We start from the raw sequence: 26460 nt of genomic DNA, 5'->3' as shown, positions 1-26460 counted from the left end.
CCTATGATCAGAATCTCATTGCCTTACGTCTTCAATTTGTGCGCTCAGCTTGAGCCGATCGAATCGCTTACGCCCCAACAGACGCGAAACGACGTCGTCTTCGAAGTATGGAGCGCTCAGATAGCAGTAGAGCAATTGATTTCGAGCAGCGTCTTTTCAGCAAATCTCCGCAGTTGTCGTCAACTAGCGGAGGCTTTAGCAAATTCGCTCAAGCTCATTGTCTCTGCGGAAAAGGATTGGAGCGAGCAGCTCGGCTATTCCGCGGCCGCGCTTAAGACCCAGTATCAGCAATTCAAGATCGCTTTGATGGCGGAGATTGGCACGTTCCCAGCTTATTTTGTCAGCCAAAAAGGAAGCTTTGACACGCTCTCCCTCTTGGATGAGCCATGGAAGCTTTTCCCAATGGAACTATGGATTAAAGTTCCAGAAGCCAGGTTCGATGTGATCGAGGCTGGCAAGGCTCTTTGCTATGAACTACCGACGGCCTGTGGCATGCACGTGTTTAGGGCGCTAGAGACGGTACTGAGGCGCTACTATACGGAAGCAACCGGCGGCAAGCCCCAACCCAAAGTCAGGAATATCGCGGTATACATCAATGCGATGCGTCAAGCAGGAAAAGGCGACCCCAAAGTCCTAGGTGTACTCGACCACTTGAGCAACTTGCATCGCAATCCGCTGATGCATCCCGACGCGGCTCTCACGATTGACGAGGCGATCTCAATCGTCGGAATGGCCCATAGCGCGATGACGGCAATGTTGCGACACTTACCGGAGCCGCCACAAACGACCACTAGCGTACCGAGGGCTTGATGTTGCGCAATGGCTTGGCCGATGTTTCCAAGTCGGCTTCGGCGCAGCGACGTCAGGCCCTGCCGTCGATCTTCTCGGTGAGCCGCTCCAGGCGTTTGTCGATCTTGTCGCCGAGCGTCTCCAGGCTCTTTTCCATTCGGGCGATGACCAGCTCGAAGGAGTTCTTCCGCACGAACTCATCGCGCGCCCATGTCTCGATCTCGTGCACCTTGGTCCTGACGGCGGCGACCGCCTCGCCGATCTCGCGCCTTGCGACGTCGAGATCGACGAGGTTCTGCTTTTCGACGGCGGCGAGCCGACCCGTCAGCGCGGCGATCTTGTCCTCGAGCGCCCGCGTCTCATCGGCGATGCTCTTGCGGATGTTGGTCTCGACGCGGGTGAGGCGCCAGACCACGCCGGCACCTCCGCCCGCGATCATGATGATCAGTGTGATCAGTTGATAGTCGAGCGCCGGCACCTGTCATTCCCATCTGTTGGCCCGCCCATCAGGCGCGCGTTGCCTTCGACGACGCACGACACAACACGCACTCTCAGCCGCCTTCGCCCTTCTGTTTGATCGTCGCCGCCCTCAAGTCGGCCACGATCGAACCCTTGCCGGGGCCGGTGCGGAGGATGATGGGGCCGCCGCCGAGCTGGAAGGCGATCAGCAGATACGCCCATTGCACCAGCTCACCGTTCGACGGATAGACGCCGCCATAGGTCCAGATCAGGAACGGCATCGCCCATTGCGCCCAGGACAGTACGAACACCTGGCTCAGCAGCGTGATCAGCCAGCCTGCTTGCAGGATCTTCGAGGTCCGCATCAGGTCGTAGAAGCTGAGCAGGACCTTCGTCAGCGCGTCGGCGTGCGACACCTCGATGTCGCGCGCCGCCTGCTGCATGGCGGCCAGCAGCTTGTCGACCGCCTCCTCCTTGCTGACCTGCTTGTTGTTGTAGGAGACGAAGATGCTGGCGGCGGTGTCAAAGAACTTGTTGATGAAGGGCAGGCCGATCGCGCCGATGATCGAGGAGAGCATCAGACGTCTCCCCGCTTCTCCGCCAGCGAGCGGAAGTAGTTGAGCAGCAGCAGCAGCAGGACCACGCCGATGCCCCAGTACTTCTCCGGCACGTAGCCCGCGATCACGCTGGTTATCGGCGTGGTGTCGACGCCGACCAGCATCGGCGCCAGCATGTCGTGCATGTAGACGACCCCGACCGCCATGGTCACGACCGCCGCCGTCAGTTTCTGCTTGAGGCCGGCGAGCTTCTCGGACACGGCGGCCAGCATGCCGGCTTCGCGGGTCCACAGCCAGGTCAGTGCCGGCGTGCGCTTCAGCAGGGGCCCGATCCAGACCACATAGACGAATGCGATCACGGCGCCGTTAAGCAGCCAGAACGCCACCCACTTCAAGACATCCTTCTGCATGGTCAGTTCCTTTCAGGAGTCGGGAGCACGGAGATGAATTCGGCGCGGTCGACGACCGCGCGCAGCAGCCAGGCGCCGGCGCCGAGACAGGCGGCGGCGATGCCGACGCACAGCAGCAGGCCGAGCGCGAGCTCGCCGCGGCTCATCGGTCCGGAGCCGCGTCGCCGCGGCGGCGGGGGCGGCAGGCCGAAATGGCGGGGCATGCCGGGGCCCTCCGCGGCGGTCAGAACCAGTTGGCGATGACGGCGGCGCGCTTGCGCGCCAGCAGGATCGCGGCGGCGATCGCCAGCGCGACGGCGAGGCCGGCGACGGCCGCCACGGCCGCCGGCGGCAGCGGCGTCGGCGCGTCCGTGCCCTGCCGCGCGCCCTCGTGGCCGGCGCCGGCGGCGACGGCGGTGCCGGCCGCCCCGGTCGCGACGGTGCGCAGGCGGCGCTCCCTCGCCGTGGCAGCATCGACGACATCCTGCGGCGGCTTCGCGCTCGGCGGCGCGCCCGGCATGCTCTTCGCCACCGGCAGGATGCGATCGACCGAGGCCATGCGGGCGATGACCGGATCGTTGCCGGCCAGCAGGTGCAGCCGGTCGGCCAGGCCGTTGCTACCGCCATTCCAGAGCCTGACGCAGCCCTTGAAGTCGCCGGCGTCCGCCTTGGCGTTGAGGCCCTTCCAATCCCAGAACGCGGCGCAGATCTCCGGCTGCCGCTCGAGCTGCGACACCGCCTCGGGAATATTGACCGCCGGCACGCCGGTGCGCGCCTCGCATTCCCGGTAGCCGTCGCGGCCGGTCCATTGCGGACCACCGCGGCCGATATAGGTCGAGCCGTCATGGGTGCCGGGCCGGTTGCCCATGCGGCCGCCGTAGATCTCGTCGAACGCCTTGAGCTGCCAGCCCGGCGCGGTGCCGAACCGCGCCCGCACCGCCGCGGCGCCACTCGGGAAGCGGTTGGGCCAGACCTGCGCCATCCGCTCCGGCGTGTACGCCAGGCTCTCGGTGAGGCCCTTCAGCGCGAAGCCTGCGCATTCGTGCTCGATGTTGGCGAAGAAGTACGACAGCCGCGTCCGCGTCGCATTGACGCCGACCCGGGTCAGCACCTCCTGCCTGGCGACGAACGCCTCGATCACGGCCTCAGGCGCGCGCGGGAACACCGCGCGCAGGCTCTCGCGCGTCAGCTCGATCATGTCGGGGGCTCCGATGTTGCGAAAACGAGGTAGGTCGCCGGTTCCAATCCAGGATCGGTCGACTTCCCAGGGGTTGTGGTGTTAAGAGAGATCGCCTACCCGGCGATTGCCGGAGGCCGGGGCAAGGGGGCATCCGAGGTGCACGGGACGGACAAACACTCCGGCATCGATGGCCGGATCATCGATCACGCAACTCACTATCGTGCTGATATCGACGGGCTCCGCGCTATCGCGGTGCTGTCCGTCGTCACGTTCCACGCCTTTCCAAATCTGCTCCGCAGCGGCTTCGTCGGCGTCGACATCTTCTTCGTGATCTCAGGCTACCTGATCACGTCCATCATCCTCACCGACCTCGCCGCCAAACGCTTCACGCTGACGAACTTCTATGCGCGGCGCGTGCGCCGCATCTTCCCGTCGCTGATCGTCGTGCTGACCTGCTGCCTGGTCGCCGGCGGCCTCCTGTTCTGGGCGGATGATTTCGCCCGGCTCGGAAAGCACACCGCCGCAGGTGCGGGATTCGTTGCCAACCTCGCCCTCTGGCAAGAGGCCAACTATTTCGACGTCGCATCTGACACCAAGGTCCTGCTGCATCTGTGGTCGCTCGGTGTCGAGGAGCAGTTCTATCTGGTCTGGCCGGCTCTCATGTTGCTCGCCTGGCGCAGCCGTCTCAATCGCTTCGTCCTGATCGCGGCCATTCTGGCGTTGTCCCTGGCCTACGGCATCAAGGCGACGTCGACGGACCCGGTCGCCGCGTTCTACTCGCCGGCATCGCGCCTCTGGGAGCTCGCGGCCGGCGCAAGCCTCGCGAACCTGACCCTTTTCCCGTCCAGAGCCGCGACCTGGATCGAGCGCACGATCGGCATCGCGCTGACAACGATCTTCTTCGAACGCGACGCCAACACCGACCCCGATCGCGCCTACCGTCATGTCATTTCAACGCTGGGCATGGCTCTCGTTCTGTCGTCGGTCGTCGTGATCACACGGCGACATGAGTTCCCCGGCTGGTGGGCTCTGCTGCCGGTGACCGGCGCCTATCTTCTCATTCTCGCCGGCCCCGAGGCGTGGCTCAATCGCTGGGTGCTCTCCAGCAGGATCCTGGTCTGGTTCGGGCTGATCAGTTACCCGCTCTATCTCTGGCATTGGCCGCTGCTGACCTTCGCACGAATACAGTTCGGCAGCGTTGCGCCACCGCCGCAGGTTCTGGCCGCCCTGGTCGCTGGCTCGATTGCCCTGGCCTGGCTCACCTATCGATACGTCGAAAGGCCGATCCGTTTTGGCAAGAGCAAGGCAAGGTTTGTCCCTGCCCTCGTAACCGCGATGGTCGCAATCGGCGCGTTCGGAGCCGCGGATGTTGCGTCCAAGGGCTTTCCAGGCCGCCTGCAGCAAGACAAAGCCGCTTATGCGGCCTATTTCGATGTCGGCTCGCCGAGGCTGCAGGCAGAATACATCAACTACATTTCCCAGAACCAATGCAACTTCTACGCCTGGGACTCCGCCATTCCGACGATCGCGCCTCGTAGCGCGATCGATCCAAGCTGCTACACTCGGCACTCCGAGCAGAGCGTCATGATCATCGGAGACTCCAATGCCTCCGACCTCTACCATGGTCTTCATGAGGTTCTGCCGAAGACCGCATCGCTGCTCCTGATCTGGAGCTCGGGATGCCAGGTCAGCGAGGTGATCGAGCGCATCATCGATACCAATCACTGCCACATGGCGAACTACTTCGCGATGCAGCGCATCAAGGCCGATCCACCCAAGGTCCTGCTGCTATCATCGAACAACTCGTTCGATATCGCCTATATTCGGCAGTTTGCGAGGATCGTGAAGAGCTACGGCGTCAAGCATGTGCTTGTGCTGGGACAGCGGCCACATTGGAAGCCATTCCTCTATAAGGTGGTCCTCGACAACTATTGGCCCAACGTTCCCCGCTACATCCAAGGCCACCTCGACGATGAGTTGATGTCCTTCACAAAGACGTTTCAGTCGCACTTGCAGCCTGACGAGCCATTCGAGTTCGTCGATGAGATGAAACCGTTCTGCAACGCGGAGGGTTGCTTAACCTATCTCGGAAGCGACCCAAAAGAAGGTCTGATCACCGCGGACACAGTCCACCTCAGGCCGTTCGCATCCGTCTGGCTCGCTCGCCAGCAACTTGCTCCGTTGATCATGGAGCGTATCGACAGGTGAACCGATCTAATAGGCATACGCGCCATGAGCGCCCGTCGCCGTGATACCAGCCGGCAATGCTGTTCCGTTATACTTGAAGGTATGACCGTCATCGACCAGGATATTGCCAGGTGTACCCCAGGCCGCTGCATTGCCTGTGATTGCTGTTCCGACTGTCGTGAGGCCCGGGCCATACAACTCCATGAAATTCGTGATGGCCATTGCGCCGGTCGGCTGTATGCCTGGGCCAAGCGAGATCTGACCGCCACGATCCGCCCGGATGATGTTTTTGAACGTATTGTTGAACGTCATGATGTTGAAGATAGCGAAGATGCAGGCGCCGTTATCGAGGTATACGCCGACATCGTTTGCTCCGCCGCCGCCATTGATGCGAACATTGGCAAAAACATCGACGACGCCATTTCCGTGCAGTTTGATGGCGGCCTTACCGAAGACGTTGTTCTGCGAATTCAGCGTGATGTCCTGCATGATCAGCTCGGCATTGTCGCCGACCGACACAAGGTCCACGCCACTGCTCGGCGATTGGATCGTAGCAGTACCGCCATTTCCCTTCAGGTTGATGACGTTTGATCCAAGGCCCTGGCCGCCGAGGCTAAGCGTCTGCAGGAAGGTCTGGCCCGCCGTCAGCGCGATGGTGGATGACGACCCCTGCATGTCCGAATCGTAGTAGATGACCGAAGCCGCGTCCTGAATATTGACGAAGGCGCTCGCGCCCGACGCCAGGCCATCCACCGTTCCGCGTACACCAGTGCTACCAGTGTCGCAGCAGAATGTGACGTTCCCCTGTGCCCACTTCTGCTTTTTCGGAAACCAATCCCAGGCCGGTCCGCTCCCATCGTCGACCGCGAACACCATCACGTTTTGGCCGGGATAAAGGATAAATGTCGTGCCGTTCAAATTGATGCGCTTGCCGCGCCCCGTGCCGATTCCAGAATAGGAATCGGTGTTTCGGATCAAAACAGAAAAGTCCGGCGGATAGCTCGACGCGGTGCCGAATGTCAGTTCGAAAAAGGCGTTGTTGCCGGCGTGCAGGGTCTGCCCGGCGTCACCGGTGACAACCGGATATGTGGTCGTCTTCGCCGCAGACTGCTTGTTGCGCCATCCGGCCATTGGACTTAGGGCGGCGACATCGACCGAAATCACCCGCCATACCCCGTCGCCGAGCGGTAGCGCCCAGCAGGAATCTCCAGGCGAGAAGGTGTAGTTCCGCCCACCGGGCATCAGCAGCTTCGAGGAGCTCACGAAGGTCAGGCTGCCGACGAGATAAAGATGGATCGGAGGTCCCTTGGGCCAGCCCGGCAGGCCGAACACAGTGCCGGCGCCCTCGACCCAATAGGCATCGCCGAGCGCATGAATCGCAAGTTCCGACGACGATGCCAGCTTGCCGCCATAGCGGTGCAGCGGTGGGATCTGCGGCGTCGCCGGAAACGAGCAGGCGTGATTGGTCATGTTAGAGATCTCCGCCCTGGGCGAACACCTTGAAGGCCTCACCGTTGTGGGTGGCAGCCATCAGCGACCAACCGGTCGGCAGCACCAGCCCGTTGGCGAAGCTGACATCGTCCTCGAACACGGCGATCGTCGCCGACGGCGTAATCGCGGTCACCAGCCGCTCCTTGAGGAGATACTTGTTAGTGCCATCGTTCAGGAAATACCGGATGACGCCGGCCGTCGTGGTGCTCGAAGCGACGGCGCGCAGGCTGTCGATGCGCGAGCCCGAGGTGCCGGCGCTGACCACCGTCACCAGCGGGCCGGTACCGTCGCGATTGGTGTTGGCGGCCGAGAGCGCGGCCTGCCAGGTCTTGGGGGTACCGACGAAGACGGGAGCCGATGCCATGGTGGGAGTGTCCTTGATGAGTGATGGATGGCCGGATCAAGCCCGGCCATGACGGCGGAGGAGGATTTGGACGCAGCTACGTGCACGTAGACCATTGCAGATAGGCGTTGGCGCCAGCGCTGACGCTGGCGATGGCGGCGGTGACGAACGCTTCGCTGGCCATCGCGACCTTGTTGCCAGCTCCGGTGCCGAGCATCACGACAACCCGCTGATTGTCGGTGTCGTAGACTGGCTCGAACTGCAAGCCGTTGTAGGCGCCGATCTGCGCCGCCGTGCCATAACCGAAACCGAATTGCGTATGCGTCGTCATGCGATGGGTCCACAGCTGAAGGTTGCGATCACGGCGTCGGCGACCGAGCCCATGCTCAGGACCGGAACGCTGGCGCCGATCGGCGTCGGCCCGGCCCAGTCGGCCGAGGTATTGGTGGCCTTCACCCAGAACCGAAACGGCGCGACATCGGTCTGCAGGAAGGCAAAGCCGGTGGTCTGGCCGTCATAGGCGGCCCGCTCTGCCAGCGTCCCGGATGCATCGTAGCTAAGCCCCTGCCCCTGCGGTCCCTGGATGCCCTGGGTGCCCTGCGCCCCCTGCGGGATGCCGAAGGCGAGGCTGGCCGCCGAGGACGTGCCGAGATTGGTGACGGTCGCGTTCGAGCCGGCCGGCAGGGTCGTGGTCGAGCTGATCGTGATCGTGGCGGCCGTGCCTGGCAGGCCCTGGGGCCCCTGGCTGCCTGGGTCGCCCTTGGCAGCGACCAGGTCCCAGAACGACGGGTTGCTCTCCGGCGGCTTGTTGGTACTCGGCGCTTTGGCGATGTAGCTCGAGCCGAGGCGCGAGACCATGTCGGAGGCGATGTAGTCAGTGACGCTGTCCCAGGCTCCACGGTTGGTCGACGTACCCGCGGGATTGCCCTGGGCCACCCAGACGCCCGCCACCTTCAGCCACAGCTTCCACAGGCCGGTGTTGGTCTTCAGCGCATACTGCCCATCCTCGCCGATCGACGGATCCGGCGCGTTGCCCGACACCGCGTAGATCGTGCCCATCTGGTTGAGGATCGCGACTAGGCTGGAGACGTCGGCCATGGCCTGGCCGCCGACGAAGCGCAATGGCGAGCGCTGCACGATCTTGTAGGCCGTGCCGGCCGTGACCGTGGTGTACGGCCAGGCGTCGATTGCCAGATGCGTCTCGTCGGTGACGTCCTGGACGATGACGGTGTGGCCGGCGATGACGATGTCGTCGCCAGGGCGCACATTGACGCCGCTCCAGATCGTGCCGGTGCCGTCGATGACGGTCGCGCCGTTGGCGACCGCCACCGTGCCGGTCGCGTAGCTCGGAAATGCCATGCTGATCTACCTGCGGAAATCGGTGATGTAGACCTGGCCGCCGGCCAGCGAGAACCGCGCGCCGGTCGAGACCACCCGCATCCGGAAATTATGCGCGCCGTTGGCAAGGCTCTCGACAGACCAGCGGATCCCGACCGGGGCATACAGCTCGAACACCGGCGAGCCGCCGCCGAATGGGTTGAGCATGTGGATCCAGCTCCACGACTTCACGACGACATTGTCGACCAGCAGGTCGATCTGCGAGAACGGCCGCGAGCCGCCATAGTTGAACGAGCCGTTCGCCCATTGCGACTCATAGGCCACGGTCGCCTTGCCCGACTTGATGACCGTGGTGATATTGAGGAAGTCGGAGAAGTCGTCGGTCTTGGCCGGCGTCGCGAACACCTGGGTCGAGGACACCGCGCCGTCGATGATGTTCGGCAGGTCGACGCCGTTGACGGCCAGTTGCGTCGTCGAGATCGAGCCAGCCTGGATGTGCACGGCCTGGACGGCGCCGGCCTGGATCATCGGCGCCGTGATCGTGCCGTTGGCCAACAGGTTGCCGTTGATGACGACCGAGGGCGTCGCGCCGACCACGCCGGTCGTGAACAGGCTGTAGGGCACGCCGCCATTGACCGAGGGCAGCGAGATCTGGACGCGGTCGGCGAGGAAGTTGAGGACACTGCCCGAGTTGCTGCCGTTGACCAGCCGGATGCCGGAGATGGCGCCGTTGACGGTGAGCGTCACGCCCCACGACGCCGCGGCGTAGCCGTCGAGCTGCGCGATCGCCGTCGACACCGTGCTCGCGGACGAGAATGCCGGGCCGAACGTCGCCGAGACCTCCGCCTGATAGCTGGCAAACGCCAGCTCCTGATCGACCATCGCCTGCTGCAAGGTCTCGATCTGGGCCTTGGCGTCGCCGGCCATCGCGAACAGCTGGGTGCGGATCTGCTTCTTGTCGACCCAGTTGCGCGCATCCTGGTTGGAGCTGATCGCCGCGATCCGCTGCGTCACGTCGTCGACCGCCGCCTTGATCTCGTCCTGCAGGGTCGTGACCTGGAATTGCAGGCCCGCGATCAGCGAGGTCAGCGCCACCGATTGCGGGATCGCCGCGATGGTCGGCGCCACCACGTCGACGGTCGAGTACGGCCCGCGCACAGCGGTATTGACCGCCTGCACCCGCAGCTTCACCGCGGCGAGCGAGACCACCGCCGAGAACTGGTTGTCCTGGCCCTCATAGACCTGCTGCCAGTGCACGCCGTCGTCATAGGAGACGTCGGCGATGTAGTAGAGCGCGCCGGCCGCCGGAAACCACGACGCCGACAGCTTCGGCTCGATCGCGCCCTGGCCGAAATTGGCATTGAGGCCGACGATCAGCGGCACCTTGTCGTTGGCCGGGAACTGCCCGACCGGCAGCAGCGGCGGGCTGCCGAGGTCGGTCGCATGCACGCGCTCGTCGTCCACGACCAGCGAGAGCGTGGCATATTCGCCCGAGGGCGTGCCGTTGAGCACAACGCAGAGCTTCGACGACGACGTGCCGTTGCCGAACTCGAACGACGGATCCTCGGCCCCATCGGCGCGCGCCAGCACGGCCGACAAGGTCGTCGACTGCGCCGTCTCCGCGCTCGCCAGGCTCGCCGCGTCGAGCACGGCAAGGCTCGCGTCCGCGCCCTGCGTCGCCACCACCGGGCCGAACCATGTGCCGTTCGGACGGCGCAGGCGGATATAGTACGGCCCGGTGCCCCAGACGGGCGCCGGGTCGAGCGTCAAGGTGCGGACCGCGACCGAGGTCACGGCGCCGCCCTGGCCGTAGGCCTCCGGCAGCTCGGACTGCAGCCGCAGCACCGAGCCGAGCGTGATCGCGCGGCCCTCATACTCGACACGGACGCTCGGCGTCTCCCGCCGATAGATCGAGGCGAGGTAGTAGAACGCGGCCTCGCGAAACGCCTGCGCGCGGGTCACGATGCCGTCGATGCGGCGCACCTCCGGAAACGTCGCCGTGAAGGTGAGATCGTCCGGCGGATACTGCACCGAGGCCGGCAGCCAGGTCTGCTCGTCGACATACTCGATGGTGACAGCGTCGGGATCCTCGTCGCCGAGCATCTGGAAGCCGATCGAGGTGGAATCCCGGACCACCTCCCGGTCGGTCAGGAGCAGCGACGGCACGTCGCGCCATTCGTCGCGCACGATCGAGACGGTGTCGCCGAGCCAGAAATGGCGGGCGCGCGCCGGCGTCAGGATCTTGTCGAGCGCCTCGGGCACCGCGACCGCGGTGTCGAAGCGGTAGTCGAACTGGTCGCCGCGGCTGGCGCAGCCGGCGGCAAAGGCGACCACGGCGTTGAAGTCGACCTTGGAGATTGATAGCCCCGAGCCGTAGGTCGCGTTGACGACAGCGTCGAGGAACGCCCAGCCGGGGTTGCGCGTCGCCTGGGTGGCGAAGGTAGCGCCCGTCCACACCGGGAGCTTGCGCGTGCCGAGCACGCCGAACTTGTAGCTGCCTTGCGTCGACTGCGAGGCCTTGATGCGCAGCGCCACCGTCGAGACGTCGGCGAAGGAATTGGCGCCGGCGAGGAAGGTGCGCAGGCCGGCCCAGATCACGGCATTGTTGCCGTCCTGGCCGGAGAGCTCGGCATCCTCGCGGCGGAAGCGGACGAGATAGCGGCCGGGCGTGACGTTGACCTTGACGCTGTCGCGGATCGGCGACTGCGCGGCATAGGAGCGCTCGATCGCGAACAGCGTGACGTAAGGACCGGTCGCGATGCCCAGATCGTCGCAGGGGGCATATTCAGCGGTGAGGCCCACGGTCGAATAGCCGATGTTGCCGTCGTCCTTGTTGTAGGTGTAGCAGCCGGACGGAAACACGAAGTCGATCGCGATCGCCTGTGCGTCCGTGCCGGCCGGGTTGGCCGCGAAGCCGCCGAGCCAGGCGCCGGGCGAGCGGCCGAACGGCGGGAAATGGACGCCGGCCGGGCCGTAGAAGCCGCCTGACGTGCCCGAGCCCGATGGGAGCTGCTGGCCGGAGACCTCCGCCGACTGGTCGACATTGACCGGAAACAAGGTGACGGTCTGGCCGGGCTCATAGAACGCGAGCTGGCAGTCGAAGCCGGGCTCGATGCCGGTGCCGGCATGCCAGAGCAGCGTGTCGTCGATATAGAGCGCTTCCGGCTCGAGGCTGCCCATCGTCGTCGCCAGCAGCACATTCAAATATTGATCGTTGGCGACGAACTCGCCCCAGGGCGTCGCGGCGAACTCCGGATAGCGCTTGAGCCGGCCGTACCACACCGGCAGCGGCTGGCCGAGCCGGGCGGTGTTGCCCTGCGCGGCGACCGAATAGATCTGGTCCTGCGTCGCCTGTGGCGTGTTGGTGGCGCCGGCCTTCGGCGCCGTCAGCGCGTTGATCAGCAGCGAGCCGCCGAGGCCGATCGCAGCCCCCAGCGCCGCCGCACCAAACGTCCCGGCGCCGAACGAGGCGCCAAGCAGCGCCGCGGCGCCGCCGCCGGTGATGAAGGTCGCGAACGCCGCGACCGCGATCAGCGCGACCAGGCCGATGACGCTCTTGCCCTGATTGCGGCCGCCGCCGCCACCGCCGCGCGGGAACGACAGGAAGCGCACGGCATCGGCCGCGCCGATGCGGCGCCGGCGCCAATCGGCGCGCAGCACCGCCTCGCCATTGACCTCGAGGATGGTCGGCAGGCCGCGCGCGAACTGCCAGCCGTGCCGGCTGTCGCGGCGCGCCCAGCCGGTGCGGCGCAGGAAGGCCGCCACGGTCTCACGCGGGCGCGGCACGGCGCTGGCGACCTCGAGGCCCGGCATCACCAAATGCACGACGGGTCGCATCACTGCCGCCGGCGCGCGCGACCGCCTATCGCGTGACCGCGCGCGGCCGCGCGCCGGCCCGCGGCTGACGTCGCGAACATAGGCGGCGCAGGCTGCGCCTTCGCTGATCTTCGTGCGCCTTGCCATCAGCCTTTCGGTTCCCAGAACGAGATGCTGATCCAGCCCTGAGACCTCAGTGACTGGACGTCCTCGCAGCACACGCCGTTGCGGCGGTCGCAGTGGATCACCTTGCGCTCGGCCGCGAGCCAGACGCCGATGTGCCCGGCGCCGGCGAACCGCCCCATCAGCACCAACGCGCCGTCGGCGGCCGTGATCAGGCCATGCGGCCCCTGCTCCATTTCGCGCCACCTGGCGCGCTCCGGATTGCGGCCGATCTCGGCAATCATCCAGCGCCATTTCGGCTCGTCCGGGACAGCGACGCTGGGCAGCGCACGGCCGAACAGCTCGCGCTGGACATGCGCCGCGAATTCCCAGCAGTTGCGGGTCTGCCAGGACCAGGGCTCGCCAATCAGGGGGCTGAGGAATTCAGCGCGGCGTGCGGCTGAGCTCATGGCAGCAGGCTCGGAAACTGCTGATAGTCGTAGTTCTTGTCGCGCTTCGGAAAGCGCCTGTTCATCAGGTTCTTGACCATGACCGTGCCGGTCAGCTTGGTCCCGGTCATCTCGACGGTGCGCAGCTCGAACTCGACAGGGCCATAGGCCGGCTCGGTCAGGTCGGAACCGAGATACTCGCGATAGATCACCGTGATGTACTCGCGCACGGCCTGCGCGGCGCGGATCTTCGGCGCCAGCTCGCGCGCGACGTTGTCGATCGTGATCTGACTCGACGGCGGCTGTCCTTCGCGCTGCTCGGGATATTCAGCCGTGAACGGACAGGCGATGAAGGCCACGGTCTCCCCGGCATTGTGTGCCGCGCCAGGCTCGATACCGAACGTCATGTCGTCAGCGACATTGGCGACAACGCGCGCCGGCGCGTCGAACGACGATTGCCAGATCTCCAAGGTAATGTAGACGCGCGCCGACGGCGGACACGACGCATAGGCCTCGAGCAGCGCTTCGCTGTGGGTCGGCATTGATCAAAGACCGTAGATGCGCAGGGACATGGTGACGGCGACGGAGCGCGTGCCGGTCGGCTTCTCGGTCAGCCCCCCCTTGGTGAATTGGCAGACTTTCACCTCAAAGCCGTTTCCCAACCAGACCGGCATGGAGAAGCGCGACGTGCCGTTGTTGAGTGTGGTTTTCACCCAATCGACGAAGATCGCGAACTCGGCACGCGGCATGACGATGGTCTGTGAGATCGCGCCGACATTGTCGCCGGGGCGCGCCCGCCGGCGTGTGTTGCCGCCGCCCATCTCCGTCTCCAGCGGCGGCAGAAACCTGCTGATCTCTGGGACGGAGTTGAGGTCGGGTGCATACCGCACGCCGTCAGGCCACGCGGGAACGGTCATGCCTATTGTCCAGTGAACGGCTTCACGCCGTAATTGCCGGCCAGCACACGCCGGCCAGACCCCGATGCCAGGGACTCGCCGATGGCCTGGTCGACCACCTTGCGGATCGTGATCGTGGTATCGCCACCCGGCTCCTGCCGCGCTGAAACTCGCGCTTCCGAGTAGTTGTTGATGGTGATGCCGCCGCTGGTGCCAGATCCCGCGCGCATGCCCACGTTCGGGATCACCTGCGATCCCTTGGGCAGGTTGACCAGCTCCGGTCCGTTCTCGCCCACCATCGCAAGGCCACCCGGCGCATCGTCGGTGCCGCTGGCAAAGCCAGGAATGATGCCCTTCAGCAGCGAAGCGAACGGAGATAATCCGCCGGATGCCGGAGCGTTGAACATCGAGCTGAACGTCGAATTGATGATGGACTTCTCCAAGGTCTTGATCAGGCTCGACAACACATCGTTCAAGCTCTTGCCCTCGACGATCGCATCGGCAAAGGCACTCGATAGAGCCGAGCCGACCTGCGACGACGCGCTGTTCATCGCGCGGAGCTTCTCGGCAGCGGCATCATACGCGCTGGTTGCACCTGCGATGGCCTGCGACGAGGCCAGGAACGCGTCCTTGTGTTCCTTCGTCAGCATGATGCCGGAGGCCTCCAGCGCCTGCTGCGCCGACATCGACCCGCGCAGCGCCTCATACTTGTCGATCTGCTCCTGCGTGACCTCACCGTGGTCGCGCATGATCGCGGTCAGCTCCTGAAACTCCGCCCGGAACTGCGCCTGGGCAGCATTGTTCTGGAACACCGCGGCCGTATCCGCTTTCAGCGTGGCCGTGCGCTTGGTGATCTGGTCGACCGTGATATCGAACTGATCGCGGCCGGTGCTTTCCGTCTTGCGCGATGGAATGACGCCTGTCCCGGTCTTCTCGTTCGCTGCGGCAGGCCGCGCCTGCGGCGTCGGGACGCCTTCGGGGAAGGCTGCCGCCGACTTCAGCAACTCGACGCCGCGCAGTGCGTTGGCCGCCTGCTGCGCCTTGTCGCGCATCTCCTCAAGGCCGGCGAGCAGGGCAGGATCCTGCTTTTCGGCGCTCAACGACTTGTAGTGCTCGATCACGCGGTTGAGCTGCTCGAAGTCCTGCGGCAGGCCTGCGGCATCCTTGCGCAGGATGTCGAGGGAATCCGCGACCGCGTCGAAGGTGCCCTGTCCCGACCCGGGCTGGATGTTGCTGGCGCGATTGATGCCGTCCATCAGCTTGGCCGCACGGTCGACGAGATCGTCCAGCCAGGACGCGACGTCGGCTGTCACCGCCTTGAACTGCAGGCCGAGCTGATCGGCCGACTTCTTCCAGGCCTCGTCGAAATTTCGTGCCTTGGCGATGGTCTGGCCGTCGATGACGACGCCGGCCGCGTTAGCGCTCGACGCGATGGCCTCGAACGCCGCCGGCCCCCCCTTCAGCGCATCAACCCACCCCGCGGACAGGCCGAGCATCTGGGCTGCCTTGGTCTTGTCGGGGATGGAATCGAAGCGGCCGATCAGCTCGCCTGCGGCCTTGAGAAAACCGTTCATGTCCATGATCGCACCGTTGCGATCGCGATACCTGATGTTGTTGGCGTCAAGGATCTTGGTCAGCGAGTTTTCGTTGTTCTTCGCATCGGCCAAGAGGTCGGCAACGTGCTTGAGGTCGGTGCTCGCATCCGACGACGACACGCCGCCTTGCGTGGCGCCGAACTTGATCTGCTGGAAACGCTCGGTCGTCTGCCCGACGTAGTCGGCTTCCTTGCCGATGTTGGCGAGCTCGGAATTGACCGCCTTCAGCCCGGCCAGCATGGCGCCGAGAGAGCCCGTTGCGCCGGCAATCACCGTGCCGAGCGAAGCCAGCCCGCCGAGCCCGGGATTGAGGCTCGAGAACGCGCCTTCGATGCGGCTGATGGCACCGTCGGCTAGGTCGCCGGCCTTGTTCATGTCGGCCGCGAACTGGTCGAGCCTGGCGCCGAGCTGGACGACGAGATCGGTCATGCGCTTTCCAGGAGAGCGTCGAATTCGGCGTCGGTCGGAGGCTCGATCTTGTCCTCGCCGCCATTCGCCTTGTTGAAGCCGTCGACACACACGCCGAGCTGCCAGAACGAGCAGCGGTCGACCTGATCGGGCGCGAAGCCTAGGGCTGCGCCGGTGCCGTAGATGCGTCCGAAGTCGATGGCGGCGCCGGGGTCGCCGTCGTCATCCCCTCCGCGCTTTTTTTTTGCGCATCGTCACTCTTGGCCTCGATCGGACCCGTAAACCCGGCCGTGAGGATCAGGAACGCCGGCCGCATATGTGTCAGCGGCGGATAGCGGTCGACGTCGTCGAAGTAGATCCTGAGCAGCCGATGCGCATCCTTCGGCGCCATGCCGCCGCCGACCAGGCCGAGCCGGAGGATGTCGCGGACATCATCCGGCCAGGCGTCGGAGGTGCGCAAGGCATTGAGCAGGCTCATCGGCCCGACGATGCCGGCGCCGATCTTGAGCCGGCGCAAGTTGATGCATTCCTGCAGCTCCCGGAATTCGCCGATCGCGAGCCGGAAACGATGCTCGTCGTCGCCCCAGAACAGGGTGATGCCACCATCTGCGCTCATGTGACCTGCCTGCCCTCGTACGTCGTCTGCACCTTGGCAGCGCCGCGGTGCCCGACCGAAACAACGACCTCGTTGTGCCGGCCGGGGCTCATGATGTAGTTGTTGTTCTGCATCGTCCGGCGCACGATCTCGTTTTCCTTGATCGTCTCTTCCAGCGTCTCGCGGTACTGCGGCAGGCCGCCCATGCGGTAGAACCGGGCGGTGTGATAGAAGAACGGCTTCGGCGCCTGCCGGGTGGTGCCGAACTCCTCCGCCAGCGCGTAGTCGAAACCGTCCTTCATCGTGGTCGGGCCGCCGGCCATCACCAGCACGGTCACGCGGCTGCCATCAGCATTGGTCCGGTCCTCGAACCGCACGCTGGCCTGCAGCGTGCCGGTCACATTGTGCTCGATCGCGCCCCGGATGTCGCCGACGAGCTCCGCCCCCTGCGCAAGCGCCAGCTCATGGAAGTTCTTGCGCACGTTCTTGACCAGATCGGCATTGGCAGCCTTGAAGTTGCGCAAGGATGCGTTGTTGGAGCCCATAGCCGTCGTCCTCTCCATTCGTCATGCCCGGGCTTGACCCGGGCATCCATCCGTCGCGAAGATGATGGATCGCCGGGTCAAGCCCGGCGATGAGGGCCAATGCTACGGCGTTGCCAGCGGCGCGATCTCGCCGTCGCTGTCGAGAGTGACGTCGAAGGTCGTGCGGCTGCCGCGCTGTCCAGTGATGTTGAGCTTGGTGCACTTGTAGGGCCCGACAGACACCCGGGTGCCGAGCTGCACCTTGATGTTCTTGGTCGCCCCCGAATTGAACCACAATTCCCAGGTGTCGAAGTCCTCGTCGGCGACGACGCCGGCGCCGGAGATCGCAGCCGACATCGAGACGATGTCGCGATCGAGCCAAGACGGCGCGTCGGGATCGTCGCAATCCGGGACGTTGGTCTCGTTGGTCGCCGCAGTGCGGTTGTAGCTGCGCGAGTTCAGCCCGCACGGCGCCGAGAATACCTCCGGCGAGTTGCCATCGCCGAGCGAGACCAGAAACTTGGAGAACGGAAGCGTTTGAGCCTTGGCCATGGACGATAGCTCCGAAGTGAAAGGGAGTCAGGAACGGCGACGGCGCCCGATCAGGACGACGACATCACCAGCGTGATGCGATAGACGGCGGAGCCCTGCGCGCCGCAGGCGACCTTGAGGATGTCCCCGGTCGCCGCCGTTACCGGCCAGCCGGTACGGCTCACGAACACAGCGCGGTCACCAGGCTTGATGTCGATCGACGACGTGGCGCCAGAGAACGGACCGTTGAAGGTATTGGTCGCCGCGGCGCCGACGGTCAGCGTGCCCGACGATGCCTCCTGATTGTCGATCAGGATCGCCTTGACCTTGCCGGCATTGATGGTCTGACCGAAGGCGTCGAGCAACGCGCCGTAGAGATCGAGATTCTCGGAGGTCGAGACCGACAGCGCGCGATCGTCCGAGAACGACATATCAGCCTTGCCGTAGCCGGCCCCATAGGACAGCACGATGTCGGCCAGGTCCGGAATGCGATCGACGGCGTCGCGGCCATCGAGCGCCTTCTTGCTGACGACGTTGATCGAGGCCTTGATGACGGAGGTCATGGTCGTCGACATGGTCGAGGAGTCCTTCTGCAGCGTGAGGGGAGATCAGTCGGTGAGGAGTTGAAACGTCAGGACCGCATGGGCGGTCTTGCCGTCGGGATCGTCGAGATGGAGCGCGTTTTCGAACATGCAGCTGTTGAGCTGGAGATCCGGCCCCGTGAGCACGCCTTCGGCGCCATCGAGCGCAGCGACGATCTGCGCTGCCAGGGTCCGGGCCTCGACGCGGCTTTCGCTGCGCGACCAGGCGTGCAGCGTGAGATGGATCAACGCGCCTTCGAGCCCTTCAAAACGCTCGTTGATCACCTGGATCTGCCCGATCGAGACATAAGGAAACTCCGCTCCCATCGGCACCGGGCAGAAGATGCTGCTACCTGCCGCTGTCGCGGCGCTTCGCAGCACGCGCACCACGGCTGCCTGGACCGCAAGCGTCGGATCGGCCATCGTCGTCATGGCGCCTTGCCGGTCTGCATGAGGAATTCCAGATAGCGGTTCTTGCCCTCGATATCGATCGGGCCGGACAGGATCGCGAACACGGTCTGCGCATCGGGATCTGCGGCGCTGCGGACATCGCGGGCGCGCCAATCGGTGCCAACGGCGCGCGTGTCGCGGCACGAGCGCACCACGACGGTGAAGGTCGACTGCCCTTGCAGCCGCGCCTGCTGCACGGCTTCGCCGGCAAAGCGCGGCTGCAGCTCCGCCTGTATCTGGAACTGCTCGACGAACTCGCTTTCGACCGCGCCGGCCCCATCGTCGACGCCGCGGCGGCGGTCGAAAGCCAGGAGATAGCGCAGCGCACCGCCGGACATCCGCCCTACTCCCAGGTCTCGCTCAACAGCAGCGCCTGCGCGCCTTGCGGCAGCTCGATTGCGGCTGCACGGGCCGAGGCGACGACGCTCTCGCGGTTCTCGTAGAGATGGCCAACAATCATCTTGATGGCGGCCTTGACGTTGGCCGCGACCTTGTCGACCGCCTCGCCTGCCCGAAATTCGATGACGATCGGCTCTGCCGCGCGTGGATTGACGATCGGCCAGATCACGCCGAGCGGCGGGACGATACGGACCGTCGGCCCCTTGGTCTGCACCACGTACTGATCGGCCGCGAGCGTTGCCGCGACGTTGTCGAGGCCGGTATAGGTGATGCTGATGACATCACCCTTGGCCACGGGCGCGATCGGCAGGCCGTCGACCAGGCGGTGCCAGGACAGCACCGGCCATTCCAGCGTCTGCATCACGAAACGCCGCTGCACCACGCTTTGCGCCATCAGGGTGGCGGCGGCGATGAAGCCCGTGATCAGGTCGTTGTCATCCTCGAAGTCGACGCGCAGATGCGCCTTCGCTTCCTCAAGCGAGACCGGATCGGATTGTGGTGCTGCCGTGATGCGGAGCATGAGCGTCTATCGCCCTTCAATCTCTTGCTCGGCGGGCTGACCCGCCGAGCTGGCCTGTCAGGTCTCAGACGTTCTGCACCACGGTCGCCAAATCGTTGTCCGTTCCGAAGCCGAACCGCGGATCGAAGCCAAGCACGGTCGCATCGACCAGCGACGCTGCGGTACCGACCGTTACCGACACGCGAAACCACTTGAAGCCGTTGTTGAAGTCGGTGTCTTCCTGCTTAAGGTCGATCGTCAGCTGATTGTTGTCGTTCGACGCCTTCACCAGCTGCGTGATCGCCTTGCCGGTGATGTCCTTGGCGCCGGTGCCGGCATTGTCGGTTGCCTGTTGCAGCTTGGCATCGACGGTCGCCGCCGCGCCGAGTACGCCGGATTTGAGAATGACCATGTAATTGTGGAAGGTCGTGACATCCATCCACGCCGAGGTGACGGTGCCCGCGGCTTGCGACACTGGGCTGATGAATCCGACGATGCCGGCACGCTGCGACGGCTTCAATGCGGGTCCGGACATTGCGGTCTGCTCCTGGTTTCAGTGTGAGAGGGATTTTCGGCCGTTGGCCGGCGCCGGATATTGATCTGAGCGCCGGCCACGAACTAGCGGCTGGCGAGCGCCACGAAGTGCGACTTGGTGTTGTTGCCCTTGGCCGGCGCGACCGGCGCCGACAGATACGGTTGGCCGCCGGCGCGAATGATCCAGCGGAACGCGGTCAGGTTCTGGTCGAAGAACAGATGGATCGAAGCCGCAAAGTCGATGCCGCCGCCTTGCTTCGTCGCCAGCGCGTAGCCGGAGAGATCGGCCAGCACGATGTCGCCGGTGGTGCCGACGGTCTGGCAGTGCTCGTTGAACAGCAACGGATCGCCGGCCAGGATGTTCTTGAACGGCGAGCCGGTCAGCGCCTGGTTGATCGGCAGATAGGCTGCATTGTTTCCGATCGTCATGGTGCCGAGCTGGGGGATGGTGTCGCGGTTGGCCAGCCACATCGGGTTGCCGCCGGGCATTTCGAACAGACGCGCCATCATCTTGAGGATGTTGGCGGTCACGATCGTTCCCGCCGACTGGCCGCCTTCCGCCGCCACGGTCACCAGCGCGTTCGACTTCATGAAGCCGAGCGGCTTGCCGTTGCCGTCACCGAAGCACACGGCTTCGAACAGCTTCCAGCGCAGCGCGCGTGCGGCCTGCACGGTGATGCGGTTCTGCAGCCGCGGCGCGTCGTCGAGCACCTCGTTGGTCGCGAGCACGAACGCATACAGCTCGTGCAGCTGCAGGATGGTGGGCGTCAGCGCAGCCTTGCTGGCGATCATCTGCGTGCCTTCCGAGCGCCAGGCCGCCTGGACGCCGGCCGCCCCCCAGGGCGTGGTCTCATCCTTGACGATGCCGACCGTGTTGCCCTGCGTCGGCTCCGGATTGCAGAAGCCGAGCAGGTCGTTGTCGGCAAACACCAGCGCCCAGATCTGCTCGCGCCATTCGGTCGGGACCAGGACACCCTCACCCGACGATCCCTGGTTCTGCTGATAGCCGGAAGCAGCGCCCGTGATGCGCGGATCGGCAACGCCCGAGACTTGGAAATTGCGCACGGCCACCGCAAACTCAGCGAGGTTCCGGAAACCGCCGGTTCGCGCCGGATCGCTGTCGTTGACGACCGTCGCGAGCGCGGGTCCGCCGGCCGCCTGGGCACCGAACAGACGAGCGCGCTGGGCCTTCTTTTCCTCGGCCGCGATCTCGGCATCGAGCTGCTTGACCTCGATTTCCAGCGCGTCGACCTCGCCCTCAAGCTTGGTCAGCTCGGCCTGCTCGGCCTCGGTCAGATCGGACTTGTCGAGCAGAACATTGAGGCGATCGACCTTGCCTTTTCCGAGCTTTGCCTTGTCGGCACGGGACGCGCGCAGTTTCTTGAGATCCTTCATGGGACCGCAACTCCTGTTGTGAGGGATGTAAGAGCGCCCGGACAGAGACAGAGGCCCTTGGTCCCGCTGTCCGGGCGGACGCGGGCGGAGCAACCAAACTGGGGGAAAGAGCAGGACTCGAACCTGCTCACCTGATGCTGGCTGGACGCAGACCTGCTATTATCGACCGTCTCGCCTTACCACCGAGGCAGCGGAGGCTCGTTTGGTCGCGCCGGTGAGCGGTCATTTTGATGACAGTCAGTCGCCCGACGACGTTTGGACCGTCGCCGGGTATGTCGGCTATGCGAACCAGTGGGATTTTTTCAACGAGCTTTGGACGGATGCGCTGGTACGGCACAAGGTTCCGTATTTCCACATGAAGGAGATGGCGAGCCCAACCGGGCCGTTTGCGAAATGGTTGCCCGCCAACGAGCACGAAGAAGAGCGAGCGGCCTTCTTCAAGGACCTTGTCGCCGCGATCCGAAGGGCTGGACTGTACAAGGTCTCGTCCACCGTCTGGTTGAAGGATCTTGAGCGATTCAACGAGGAGACAGGCGCAGGCTTGGAGCCGTACCCGCTTGCCGCCCACGCATGCCTGGCGAATGTTGCTCTGAAATACGACACCGTGCCAATCACGGTGGTTTTCGACCGGATCGAAAAGGTCGAATCCAAACTGGCCGTGGCCCGCTCGTATTTGCAGGGGCATACCATTGCGGAACTCGGTTTGTGCGATCGCATCACAGCAACTTGGCTACCCCCTCCAGCCACCTCGCGAGACGTGCCTGCGCTTCAGGCCGCGGACTTGGCGGCGTGGGAAGTCCGAAAAGCAATCCTTCGGATGAAGCCGTGGCAAAATGCTCGTGGCAACGACCACAGCGACCGATGGTCTCAATGGCAAGATTACGTCGCCTTCACGCGCGAGGAGACTGGAGAAGACCCAAAGGTCAGAAAATCCTTGGCCGGCCTGATTGAAGGCGATCCAGGCAACATGATCTCAATCGTTTGGGACTACATCCAATTGATGGACCAGCACAAGTTCAGGCAGGCGGCGTGGAGAAAGGGCTAGCCCCCGCACTCCGCGCCAGAGCTATCATGAACCATCAGTCAAAAACGAGCGCCGAGCGGCGCCGCGATGCCGACCTCACTGGAACGCGCGAGACCATGCCGGTGATGACCTGGTCGAGCGTGGCGACACGATCGGCCATGCCTCGCGCCACGGCATCGCGCGCGCCGAACATGCGGCCCTGGCCGAACTCATCCTTCACCTTAGCCTGCGTCACCCGTCGCCCTGATGCGACGGATCGGATGAACTCGGCGCCGGCATCGTTGACGCGCGACTGCAGATTCGCCCGCGCCTCATCCGACAACGGTCCGAACGGATGGGCCTCGTTTTTCTTCGGGGACTGTTCCGACCGGATCATCGTCACCGTGATGCCGGCCTCCTCCAGCGCCTTTGAGTAGTCGACATGCATCACCATCGCCCCGATCGAGCCGACGTCGGCCGAAGGCATCATCACGATCTCGGAGGCTTGCGAGGCGATCCAATAGGCCGCCGAGGCCGCCAGCGTGTTGACGCAGGCAATGCACGGCTTCTTTTGCGCGGCCTCGGCAACCGCTGCCGCCGCCTCCGCCGTACCGGCAACCGTGCCGCCTGGGCTGTCGACGTCGAGGATAATGCCCGCGACGTCGGAATCGGCAGCTGCGCGCGAGACCTGCGCCGCGATCTGCGCCAGCGAGGAGCCGTACCAGCTGCCACGCGGCGTCAGCGGACCAGAAACGGAAATCAACGCGATCTTGCTCGGCTGTGTCGGGACGCTCGCGGTGGCTGCCGCACGCTGCTCCTCACGGGCAACGGCCCGCGCGAGGCAGCCGGTCAGCGCCTCCAGGTCGAGCGCCACGACCGGGTCGATCGCCGAGATCTGCGCAATGACCTTCTGCAGGTGCTTGTCCTTGGCCATGGGGCTCAATCCTTGCTGGGCTTCTCTTCGTTGTCGGAGCCGTCGCCGTCGTTGCCATCGGCCCCGTCGCCCTCGCCGGGCTTGCCACTCTTGGTCATCGGATTCTTGTAGTCGTCTCCGCCCTCGTCGGCTCGCGGCGACATGTTCTCGAAACGGCGGATGTCGTTGGCGGACAGCCATTCTCCCTGGCGGCCGATCAGATAGGCGCGATAGCGATTCAGTAGGTCGCCGCGCAGTAGTCCGGCGAAGTTGAATTCGATGAACAGCTCATCGTTCGAGTTCGCGTCGAGAAAGTCGCGTTCGGCGCCCTGCTCGATCGCGATAGCCAGCGGGGCCAGGCAGTAGACGACGAAATTGAGCGACTGCTGCTCAATGTTCGAGAAGGTCGCGCGATCGAGGCGGCCGCCAAGATGCGGAGGATAGGACCACAGCCCGAACACGTCGATGTCGCTGGCCTTCTCGGTCTCGAGAAGTTGCGCCTCGGCATTGGTGACCTTGATCGGCGTGTAATCGACGCCATGGGTCAGCAGCCGGTCGCGATGCCGGTTACGGCCGGTGCCCATCGAGCGCCAATTGTCGAGGAACTGATCGCGATCGGCCTTGTCCTTGAAGGTGCCCGGGTGCTTGATCAGGCCGCCCGACTGGCCGTTATTGGCGAACCAGATGTCGCCATACTCATGCACCGCGATGGCGCGGGCGAACACCTGCCTGGCTGTTGCCCAGATCGGTTCACCGAGCAGCCCTTCCTCCTGCAGCGGATTGCCTCTGATGTGCCAGATCTCGTCATCGCGATAGGTCTCGGTCGCGATCTGGGCTCCCTGCACGATCGTGCGCGGCGGATTGAACGTGTAGTAGAGGTGCCCGTCGGCTCCGCGCTCCAGCTTGGCGAAGCGGCGCGGATGCAGGATCTCCAGCGCGCCGGCTGCATAGTCATCGCCGCCGGGATCTCCAGGGATGATCCGGCAATAGCCGTTGCGGTAGTAGGACACATGCCAGGCCAGTTCGCCGATGAATTCGGCCGGCGTTTGCCGGGCATTCGGCCGGCAACCGAGCAGCCTGGAGATAGGATGCTGCGGAAGTGCCTCTCGCGCACCGTTCGCACCCTTGCGGAACACCGACACCGGCAGCGATGACATTGCCGAGGACAGCCCCTGCCGCACGGACTGCACGGAAGCGAGCTGCGATACACGCTCATCGTTGACGATGACGCCTGCGATCGTCGGATAGCCGCCGCCCCACCAATTCTCACCCCAGACATCGCGATGATCCATCGCGCCATCGACAGCACTGGCCATGCCGCGCAGCGCCCACCCGAGGCCGGACAAAATCCCCACTACACCATCTCCGCGACGTCGGAGCCAGTCACCAGCAGACCGGCTTGAGGATTCCAGCTCATCAGGATCGTGGCCTGCAGCAACGCGATCAGCGGATCGATCTTGGCCCGGCCAGCAACCTGCTTGGTGATCATGTCGGCGTTGCCGCGCTGCTCGACCTTGGCATTGCCCACCACCCACGTCATGAGCGCCTGGTCGGCATGAAAATAGGTCGCATCGGAGAGCTTCAGGTCGAGGCCGTAGACCGCAGGCGCCAATGCTGGCCCCTGCAGCAGCCGGCGGACCATGTCCTCAGTGATGCCGCCGGCAAACAGCGCTTCGAACAGCGCCGCGGCGCGGTTCGGATCGATGCCAACGGCGTTCTTCTGCGGCAGCAGGCCGGACGCCTGGACGCGCGCGACCAGACTGGTCAGCTCGGCAAGCGCCTCGGCGACCGCGACGATCTGGAACGAGCCTTCCTTCACGAAGTCGTCGAGATACGCGGCGATATCCTTGCGCCGCTCCAGCACGATCGGATCCGCCCAGCCGTAGCACCACGATAGCCAGTGGCGCGTACCGGTCTCGCGGCCGAGCACCGCCAGGCCGAGCAGATCGTCACGGCCGCCACCGTCGACGCCAATGGTGACCACCTCGCAGCGCGCCAGCAGCGCCTCGAGGTCGAGCGTCTCGTCGCCCTGCGCGTCCCAGAGATCGGCACCGCTCCAGCCGTCGTCGTTGGTGCCCGTGCCGATCTCGATATTGAGATGCTGCGAGGCCCAGACGCTGACGGCGTCCGGGCCCTTCTCGCGCTCGCTGGCGAAATCAGCCAGCATCGACGCCACCGTGATCGGGCGATTGATGTTCGGCATCACCATCGGCCAGACGGCGGGGTCCATCCAGCGCGGCACGACGCCGTGCTTGCGCTCCTCGCGCGTCAATGTCGCGATGTCGCGGGGCAGCTCGTAGAGCAGCGGCAGTGTCGGACGGATGATCTTGCCTCGGTAAAGACCGTCGCGGACGTTCCGAACGAATTTCAGCTCGCTCTTAAATGCGCCGGCGGGCGCCTCGTCGCTCTGAGTCGTGGTGATGACCAAAACGCCCTCCTCCGTCTTGTCGAGGCCGCCGCGGATCTGGCGCAGCACACGCGAGGTGTGGGCTCGCTTGCCAAGCAGATGCAGCTCATCGAGTAACACGAAGATCAGCGCCATCGCGCCGGTGAGGATCTTCAGGTCGAAGCTCGCAATCATGATCTCGGACTTGGTGACGAGATCCTCGATCGTTTTGTCGTAGTCGCGCGGCTTGAAGCGGCGCCGCAGGTCCGGCGATTCCTCGATCATGCCGACCGCCTGCTCATAGGCGCGATCGGCAACGGCCTGTGTCTCGCCAAGAAACAGCGCGGTCCCGCGGGGCCGGAAGTTCATCAGCATCGCGACCAGCATCAGCGCCGCCGAATAAGTCGTCTTCGACGAACCTTTCGGGACGAGCGCGAAGAAGTCGCGGATCATGCGGACCCGGTTGACGGGATCCCAGGAGCCGAACACAGCGCGGACCAGATCGCGAAACCACTGCCCCGCCGCATCGCCGAGCCGCGGATTGCCCTTCACGTCCGGCAGCCGCAGTTCATCGAAGAACGCCAAGCCCATTGCCGCCTCGTCGGCGAATAGCGGCAGACTCGGCATCAGAGAACGGCCGTTCCGGATACG

At 64.7% G+C, this 26460-nt stretch carries 29 protein-coding genes; 3 read left to right on the top strand and 26 right to left on the bottom strand.

The window, feature by feature from the left end; all coding sequences use genetic code 11:
• The first annotated feature begins 3 nt into the window (after positions 1 to 3).
• Positions 4 to 810, top strand: a complete 807-nt coding sequence (locus ACQR13_RS21105; RefSeq protein ID WP_434863195.1) for a hypothetical protein — start codon at positions 4 to 6, stop codon at positions 808 to 810.
• 52 nt (positions 811 to 862) lie between these two features.
• Here ACQR13_RS21105 and ACQR13_RS21100 read toward each other — a convergent pair whose 3' ends face one another.
• The 5 genes from ACQR13_RS21100 to ACQR13_RS21080 form a co-directional block, all read right to left on the bottom strand.
• Positions 863 to 1267: a hypothetical protein gene (locus tag ACQR13_RS21100; protein WP_434863194.1), complete on the bottom strand. Its 405-nt coding sequence runs from the start codon at positions 1265 to 1267 to the stop codon at positions 863 to 865.
• Between the two features lie 73 nt (positions 1268 to 1340).
• Positions 1341 to 1826, bottom strand: coding sequence for a hypothetical protein (locus ACQR13_RS21095; RefSeq protein ID WP_434863193.1), 486 nt, complete (start codon positions 1824 to 1826; stop codon positions 1341 to 1343).
• Entirely contained in the window at positions 1826 to 2215 is a 390-nt protein-coding gene (locus ACQR13_RS21090; RefSeq protein WP_434863192.1) for a hypothetical protein, read from the bottom strand. Before ACQR13_RS21090 ends, ACQR13_RS21095 begins: the two co-directional genes overlap by 1 nt.
• A 2-nt stretch (positions 2216 to 2217) precedes the next feature.
• Complete coding sequence (locus tag ACQR13_RS21085; protein ID WP_434863191.1) at positions 2218 to 2418, bottom strand: hypothetical protein; 201 nt, start codon at positions 2416 to 2418, stop codon at positions 2218 to 2220.
• Between the two features lie 20 nt (positions 2419 to 2438).
• A complete protein-coding gene (locus ACQR13_RS21080) occupies positions 2439 to 3392 on the bottom strand; it encodes a glycoside hydrolase family 19 protein (RefSeq protein WP_434863190.1) in 954 nt (317 codons plus the stop codon).
• Positions 3393 to 3470: 78 nt separating this feature from the next.
• Between ACQR13_RS21080 and ACQR13_RS21075 the strand changes: the two genes are divergently transcribed.
• Complete coding sequence (locus ACQR13_RS21075) at positions 3471 to 5582, top strand: acyltransferase family protein (protein ID WP_434863189.1); 2112 nt, start codon at positions 3471 to 3473, stop codon at positions 5580 to 5582.
• 6 nt (positions 5583 to 5588) lie between these two features.
• Here ACQR13_RS21075 and ACQR13_RS21070 read toward each other — a convergent pair whose 3' ends face one another.
• The 18 genes from ACQR13_RS21070 to ACQR13_RS20985 form a co-directional block, all read right to left on the bottom strand.
• A complete protein-coding gene (locus ACQR13_RS21070; RefSeq protein WP_434863188.1) occupies positions 5589 to 7031 on the bottom strand; it encodes a hypothetical protein in 1443 nt (480 codons plus the stop codon).
• A gap of 1 nt (position 7032) precedes the next feature.
• Positions 7033 to 7416, bottom strand: a complete 384-nt coding sequence (locus ACQR13_RS21065) for a hypothetical protein (protein WP_434863187.1) — start codon at positions 7414 to 7416, stop codon at positions 7033 to 7035.
• A 76-nt stretch (positions 7417 to 7492) separates the two neighbouring features.
• Positions 7493 to 7726, bottom strand: coding sequence for a hypothetical protein (locus ACQR13_RS21060; RefSeq protein WP_434863186.1), 234 nt, complete (start codon positions 7724 to 7726; stop codon positions 7493 to 7495).
• Positions 7723 to 8754 (bottom strand): hypothetical protein, encoded by a 1032-nt coding sequence (locus ACQR13_RS21055; protein WP_434863185.1) that lies wholly within the window; start codon positions 8752 to 8754, stop codon positions 7723 to 7725. Before ACQR13_RS21055 ends, ACQR13_RS21060 begins: the two co-directional genes overlap by 4 nt.
• Before the next feature lie 6 nt (positions 8755 to 8760).
• Positions 8761 to 12696 (bottom strand): host specificity factor TipJ family phage tail protein, encoded by a 3936-nt coding sequence (locus tag ACQR13_RS21050; RefSeq protein ID WP_434863184.1) that lies wholly within the window; start codon positions 12694 to 12696, stop codon positions 8761 to 8763.
• Positions 12696 to 13121 carry a hypothetical protein gene (locus ACQR13_RS21045; RefSeq protein ID WP_434863183.1) on the bottom strand — a complete coding sequence of 142 codons (426 nt, stop codon included), beginning with the start codon at positions 13119 to 13121 and terminating at the stop codon, positions 12696 to 12698. Before ACQR13_RS21045 ends, ACQR13_RS21050 begins: the two co-directional genes overlap by 1 nt.
• Complete coding sequence (locus ACQR13_RS21040) at positions 13118 to 13642, bottom strand: DUF1833 family protein (protein WP_434863182.1); 525 nt, start codon at positions 13640 to 13642, stop codon at positions 13118 to 13120. The genes ACQR13_RS21045 and ACQR13_RS21040 overlap by 4 nt, the downstream gene beginning before the upstream one ends.
• A 3-nt stretch (positions 13643 to 13645) precedes the next feature.
• Positions 13646 to 14017, bottom strand: a complete 372-nt coding sequence (locus ACQR13_RS21035) for a hypothetical protein (RefSeq protein WP_434863181.1) — start codon at positions 14015 to 14017, stop codon at positions 13646 to 13648.
• 2 nt (positions 14018 to 14019) lie between these two features.
• Entirely contained in the window at positions 14020 to 16020 is a 2001-nt protein-coding gene (locus ACQR13_RS21030; RefSeq protein ID WP_434863180.1) for a hypothetical protein, read from the bottom strand.
• A gap of 139 nt (positions 16021 to 16159) precedes the next feature.
• Positions 16160 to 16615: a gene transfer agent family protein gene (locus tag ACQR13_RS21025; RefSeq protein WP_434863179.1), complete on the bottom strand. Its 456-nt coding sequence runs from the start codon at positions 16613 to 16615 to the stop codon at positions 16160 to 16162.
• A complete protein-coding gene (locus ACQR13_RS21020) occupies positions 16612 to 17139 on the bottom strand; it encodes an HK97-gp10 family putative phage morphogenesis protein (RefSeq protein WP_434863178.1) in 528 nt (175 codons plus the stop codon). The genes ACQR13_RS21025 and ACQR13_RS21020 overlap by 4 nt, the downstream gene beginning before the upstream one ends.
• A 102-nt stretch (positions 17140 to 17241) precedes the next feature.
• Positions 17242 to 17670, bottom strand: coding sequence for a phage tail tube protein (locus ACQR13_RS21015; protein ID WP_434863177.1), 429 nt, complete (start codon positions 17668 to 17670; stop codon positions 17242 to 17244).
• Positions 17671 to 17720: 50 nt separating this feature from the next.
• The gene (locus tag ACQR13_RS21010) at positions 17721 to 18224 is read right to left on the bottom strand and encodes a hypothetical protein (protein WP_434863176.1); all 504 of its coding nucleotides are present in this window, start codon (positions 18222 to 18224) and stop codon (positions 17721 to 17723) included.
• 33 nt (positions 18225 to 18257) lie between these two features.
• Positions 18258 to 18662, bottom strand: coding sequence for a DUF3168 domain-containing protein (locus tag ACQR13_RS21005; RefSeq protein ID WP_434863175.1), 405 nt, complete (start codon positions 18660 to 18662; stop codon positions 18258 to 18260).
• Complete coding sequence (locus ACQR13_RS21000) at positions 18659 to 19018, bottom strand: phage head completion protein (protein WP_434863174.1); 360 nt, start codon at positions 19016 to 19018, stop codon at positions 18659 to 18661. Before ACQR13_RS21000 ends, ACQR13_RS21005 begins: the two co-directional genes overlap by 4 nt.
• 5 nt (positions 19019 to 19023) lie before the next feature.
• On the bottom strand, positions 19024 to 19599 hold the full coding sequence (locus ACQR13_RS20995; protein ID WP_434863173.1) for a head-tail connector protein: 576 nt from the start codon (positions 19597 to 19599) through the stop codon (positions 19024 to 19026).
• Positions 19600 to 19663: 64 nt separating this feature from the next.
• Positions 19664 to 20113: a hypothetical protein gene (locus tag ACQR13_RS20990; protein WP_434863172.1), complete on the bottom strand. Its 450-nt coding sequence runs from the start codon at positions 20111 to 20113 to the stop codon at positions 19664 to 19666.
• 83 nt (positions 20114 to 20196) lie between these two features.
• On the bottom strand, positions 20197 to 21507 hold the full coding sequence (locus ACQR13_RS20985) for a phage major capsid protein (protein WP_434863171.1): 1311 nt from the start codon (positions 21505 to 21507) through the stop codon (positions 20197 to 20199).
• Positions 21508 to 21709: 202 nt separating this feature from the next.
• Between ACQR13_RS20985 and ACQR13_RS20980 the strand changes: the two genes are divergently transcribed.
• Positions 21710 to 22552, top strand: coding sequence for a hypothetical protein (locus ACQR13_RS20980; protein ID WP_434863170.1), 843 nt, complete (start codon positions 21710 to 21712; stop codon positions 22550 to 22552).
• Positions 22553 to 22586: 34 nt separating this feature from the next.
• On the opposite strand, the gene ACQR13_RS20975 is transcribed toward ACQR13_RS20980, so the two are convergent.
• The 3 genes from ACQR13_RS20975 to ACQR13_RS20965 are packed head-to-tail and all read right to left on the bottom strand — an operon-like array spanning position 22587 to position 26436.
• Positions 22587 to 23444, bottom strand: a complete 858-nt coding sequence (locus ACQR13_RS20975) for a S49 family peptidase (RefSeq protein WP_434863169.1) — start codon at positions 23442 to 23444, stop codon at positions 22587 to 22589.
• A 5-nt stretch (positions 23445 to 23449) separates the two neighbouring features.
• Positions 23450 to 24778, bottom strand: a complete 1329-nt coding sequence (locus ACQR13_RS20970) for a phage portal protein (RefSeq protein ID WP_434863168.1) — start codon at positions 24776 to 24778, stop codon at positions 23450 to 23452.
• Positions 24778 to 26436 (bottom strand): terminase large subunit, encoded by a 1659-nt coding sequence (locus tag ACQR13_RS20965; RefSeq protein ID WP_434863167.1) that lies wholly within the window; start codon positions 26434 to 26436, stop codon positions 24778 to 24780. Before ACQR13_RS20965 ends, ACQR13_RS20970 begins: the two co-directional genes overlap by 1 nt.
• Between the last annotated feature and the right edge of the window lie 24 nt (positions 26437 to 26460).

It is taken from the genome of Bradyrhizobium sp. HKCCYLRH3059 (assembly GCF_051168035.1).
In the GTDB taxonomy this organism is placed as follows: domain Bacteria; phylum Pseudomonadota; class Alphaproteobacteria; order Rhizobiales; family Xanthobacteraceae; genus Bradyrhizobium.
This window is presented reverse-complemented; position numbering and strand designations above follow the sequence as displayed.